At 72.1% G+C, this 4,158-nt stretch carries 2 protein-coding genes; both read left to right on the forward strand.

Annotation, left to right across the window (positions count from 1 at the left end):
- Positions 1-217 precede the first annotated feature (217 nt).
- Complete coding sequence (locus A612_RS13435) at positions 218-1,486, forward strand: cyclic di-GMP phosphodiesterase (protein WP_019374979.1); 1,269 nt, start codon at positions 218-220, stop codon at positions 1,484-1,486.
- Positions 1,483-3,984: a sensor domain-containing protein gene (locus tag A612_RS13440; protein ID WP_019374980.1), complete on the forward strand. Its 2,502-nt coding sequence runs from the start codon at positions 1,483-1,485 to the stop codon at positions 3,982-3,984. The genes A612_RS13435 and A612_RS13440 overlap by 4 nt, the downstream gene beginning before the upstream one ends.
- Positions 3,985-4,158 lie beyond the last annotated feature (174 nt).

Genomic DNA, 4,158 nt, shown 5'->3' on the forward strand with positions numbered 1-4,158 from the left:
CCCCCGCCGGGGCCGAGCAGCTGGCGGTAGCGCGCCGCGCGGGTGCGTGCGGGCGCGTCCCAGCCGAAATCCCGGCGCATGCCGTTGCGCTGCAACAGGGTTCTGCAAGAAATCCGGTGCAGGCGTTGTAGGCACAGGACTATGGTCCGGCCATCCGCCAGCGGATAATGCGTGTGCCTCCTGTCGAGCCTCTCCCGCCCGGCATTGCCAGACCTTCGTGACCTCTTCCATCCAGATCGACATCGACCAGCTCCGCGTGGGCATGTTCATCCAGCTCTCCGTGGGCTGGATGCGCCACCCCTTCGTCTCCAACAGTTTCCGGCTGACGTCCGAGGAGCAGATCCAGGAGCTGCGCGCGCTGGGCGTGCGGACGGTGCGCTATGTCCCGGCGCGCAGCGGGGTGCCGGCGCCGGAAGGGGGCGAGGGGGCTGCCGCGGGCGGCGCTGACGAGCCGGTCCATGGGCAGGAGCCGGACGCGCCGCAGACGGCCGAAGCCCTCCACGATGCTGTCTCCCGCTGTGCGCAAGGCTACCGGCAGGCCATGGGCGGCTACGAGCAGATCGCAGGCAGCGTGGCGCAGGCACCCGCCCAGGCCCGCACGCAGGCCGAGGCCCTGGTGCACGACTGCGTCCAGGCGCTGTGCGAGGGCGAGGGCCACGCCATCCGGCTGCTCGCCAGCGCCCCGGGGCACGACGCCGCCGGCCATGCGGTGAACGTGATGGTGCTGGCGCTGCTGCTGGGGCGCCAGCTCGGCATGGAAGCCGGGGCGCTGTCGCGTCTGGGCCTGGCCGCGCTGCTGCACGACATCGGCAAGTCCACGCTCCCGGCGCACATCGCCGAGCCCGGGGCGCCGCTGGCGCCTGCTGCACTGCAGCGCTACCGCAGCCACGTGGGCGAGTCGGTGGCGCTGGGCGAGCGGATGGAGTTGCCCAGCGACGTGCTGATCGCGATGGCCCAGCACCACGAGCGCTCCGATGGCAGCGGCTACCCCCTGGCCCTGCTGGCCGAAGACCTCGATCCGGCCGGCAGCGTGCTGGCACTGGTCAATGCCTACGACCGCCTGTGCAACCCCCTGGAAGGGCGCCTGGCCCTGACGCCGCACGAGGCGCTGTCGCAGCTGTATGCGCAGCAGCGCCAGGGCTTCGACAAGGAGGCGCTGGCGGCCTTCATCCGCATGATGGGGGTCTACCCGCCCGGCACCCTGGTCCAGCTGGTGGATGGGCGCCATGGGCTGGTGGTGCGGGTGCATCCCGCCCATCCGCTGCGGCCGCTGGTGCTGCTGCCCGCGCCCGCCGGCGGCGGGGGCCAGCCATTGCTGGACCTGGCGCAGGAGCCCGGCGCGGGCATCCAGCGCAGTCTGCGGCCGGGGCAGCTGCCGCAGGCGCTGCTGCAGGAGCTGCTGCCGCAGTCCCGCCTGAGCTACTACTTCGAGCACATTGCGCAGGCGCCGCCCCCGCCCCGGCCTGAACCGCAGGAGGCCCCATGAGGGACGCGTTCCCGGGCGAGAACCTGCGCTGGCAGGACGTGGCCCGCGCGCTGCCGCAGGCGGTCTGGCTGGTCGATGTGGCGTCGCTGCGCATCGTGTATGCCAACCCCGCGGCGCAGCAGCTGGTGGGCCGCAGCGCGGCCGCGCTGGTCGGTCGGCCGGTGCGCGAGCTGATGCCCGAGCCCCAGGACGAGATTTTCTGGAGCCGCCCGCTGTCCGAGGTGGCGGCCGGCATCCATTCGCACACCAGCGTGCTCGATGTGCGCACCGGACAGCTCATTCCGGTGGAGCGCACCGTCCGGGCGCTCGAGGCCGGCCCGTCGTCTGGCGAAGGACCAGGTTGTCCCTGGCTGCTGGTGACGCTGCGGGACCGGCGCGAGCAGGAAGCGGGAGAGCGCGAGCTGGAGCTGCTGCTGGCCGAGTTGCGTGCCACGCTGGATTGCGCCGCCGACGCCATCCTCAGCTGCGACCTGCAGGGCCGGGTGCGTGCCTTCAACCGGCGCTTCGCGCAGCTGTGGGAGCTGCCCGAGCGGCTGCTGCAGGGGCGCGACGATGCCGCCGTGATGGCCCACCTGCGGGCGCAGGTCAAGGTTCCGGGCGACTACGGTGCACGCATGGCGGCGCTTCTGGCCGACCCTGCGAGCGAGGGCTGCGAGGTCCTGCAGCTGCGCAGCGGGCTGACCGTGGAGCAGCGCTCCGTGCCGCAGCGCGTGCGCGGCCGCACCGCCGGGCGGATCTACGTGTTTCGCGACATCACGCAGCACGTCCATGACCAGGCGGGCCTGCGACTGGCGGCGCAGGTGTTCGAGTCCAGCCTCGACGCCATCGCCATCGCCGATGCGCAGGGCCGGATCGTGCGCGCCAACCCGGCGGCCGGGCAGCTCACCGGCCTGCCGCGCGCCGCCCTCATCGGGCGCGAGGTGGGCGGGCTGCTCGACCTGGGCGAGGAGCAGGCCGGCCTGCGCTCCGAGGTGGAGCAGGCCTGGGCGCAGCAGGATTTCTGGGCCGGCGAGGTGAGTCTGTGCCCGGACGGGGGCGGCCCCGGGGTGCCGGTGCACCTGTCCTGGGTGGTGGTGCGCGACGGGCACGGCACCATCGTGCAATCCATCGCCTTCATGCGCGACCTGGGTCCGCACCGCGCGGCCCAGCGCCGCATCGAGGAGTTGGCTTTCAGCGACGCGCTGACGGGGCTGCCCAACCGCCTGCGGCTGGGCGACCGGGTGCGCGCGGCGATTGCCGGCGCGGCGGTGGGGGGCGAGGAGTTCGCGCTGCTGTTCCTCGACCTGGACCGCTTCAAGATCGTCAACGACTCCCTCGGCCATCCCTTCGGCGACCGGGTGCTGAAGCTGGTGGCGCAGCGCCTGCAGGGCTGCCTGCGGCAGTGCGACATGCTCTGCCGCCTGGGTGGGGACGAGTTCGTGGTTTACCTGGACGGCGCCGGCGCCGGCGTGGCCGAGGCCGTGGCGCAGCGCATCCTGGAGGACATGGACCGGCCCTTCCATCTGGAAGGGTTGGGGTTTTCCGTGCAGGCCAGCATCGGCATCGCCCTGTACCCGCACGATGCGTGCAATCTGGACGACCTGATCAAGCACGCCGACGCCGCCATGTACCGCGTCAAGGAGCGCGGGCGGGGCAGCTACGGCTTCTACCAGCCGCGCATGAACGCCGACCTGCTCGAGCGCATGAAGCTCGAGCACGCCATGCGCCAGGCGCTCGAGCGCGGCCACATGCAGGTGCACTACCAGCCCCAGGTGGCGATGGCAAGCGGCGCGATCGTCGGGGCGGAGGCGCTGCTGCGCTGGACCGATCCGCAGCTCGGGCCGGTGGCGCCGGCGCGCTTCATTCCCCTGGCGGAAGAGTCCGGCTACATCGTCACGCTGGGCGCCTGGGTGCTGGCGCAGGCCGTGGCCGAGGCGGCCCGGCTGCGCGCCGCGGGCACGCCGCTGGTGGTCTCGGTGAACGTCTCGGCGCTGGAGTTCCGCCAAGCGGGTTTCGTCGGGCGCATCGCCGGCTTGCTGGCGCAGCATGCCCTGCCGGCACGGTGGCTGCAGCTCGAGCTCACGGAGAGCGTGCTGCTGCAGGATGCCGAGGAGATGCGGCAGGTGCTGGCGGCGCTGGCGGAGCTGGGCATCGGGCTGGCGATCGACGACTTCGGCACCGGCTACTCGAGCCTGGCCTACCTGCGCGACCTGCGGATCGAGCGCCTGAAGATCGACAAGTCCTTCGTCGACGGATTGCCACAGAACGAGGGGTCGCGCGCCATCGTGCAGGCGATCCTCAGCATGGGCGCTGCGCTGGGCATCCAAGTGGTGGCGGAAGGGGTGGAGACCGCGCAGCAGCGCGAGCTGCTGGCGGCCCTCGGTTGCACCCACTATCAGGGGTTCTTCTGCGCGCCGGCGCTGCCGGCACCGGAGCTGCAGGCGCTGGCCGCGGGCGTCGGGGGGAAGAGAGGGCGGGGCGGGGAGGTGTCTGCGGATGCCACCGGACCGGCAACCTGAACCGGGGGTTCAGGTGGGCGAGGGCAGCCTGGCGTTGGGTTCATCTGACGCGAGATGATCACGCCCGCCGGGCAATGTACCAAGCCCGTGCTCTAGGAGCATTGGTTCAAGGCAATATAAGGCCCGGCAGCTCCGCAGACGCTTCCATTGTAATGGCTGCGGGCGCCGCCGTGG

Origin of the sequence: Melaminivora alkalimesophila (assembly GCF_000282995.1) — a bacterium.
GTDB lineage: Bacteria > Pseudomonadota > Gammaproteobacteria > Burkholderiales > Burkholderiaceae_C > Melaminivora > Melaminivora alkalimesophila.